This window comes from Aquabacterium sp. A08 (genome assembly GCF_011742065.1).
In genome coordinates, this window is sequence record NZ_JAAQQT010000088.1 from 1 (window position 1) to 252 (window position 252).

1 protein-coding gene is annotated in these 252 nt (G+C 63.9%); it reads right to left on the reverse strand.

Going from position 1 to position 252, the window contains the following annotated elements; all coding sequences use genetic code 11:
- Positions 1-252 (reverse strand): EF-Tu/IF-2/RF-3 family GTPase (locus tag HA630_RS00505; protein WP_243855304.1); only part of this gene is annotated, 252 nt, incomplete at both ends.

Below are 252 nucleotides of genomic sequence, written 5' to 3' on the forward strand. Positions count from 1 at the left end.
GGGCTTGCACAGCACCTGGCCGCGCTGGACGTCTTCGCGCTTGGTGCCGCGCAGCAGGATGCCGACGTTGTCGCCTGCCTGGCCTTGGTCCAGCAGCTTGCGGAACATTTCCACGCCGGTGCAGGTGGTCTTCTGGGTGGTGGAGATACCGACGATTTCGATTTCTTCACCGACCTTGATGATGCCGCGCTCGATACGGCCGGTCACGACGGTGCCGCGGCCGGAGATGGAGAACACGTCTTCCACGGGCAT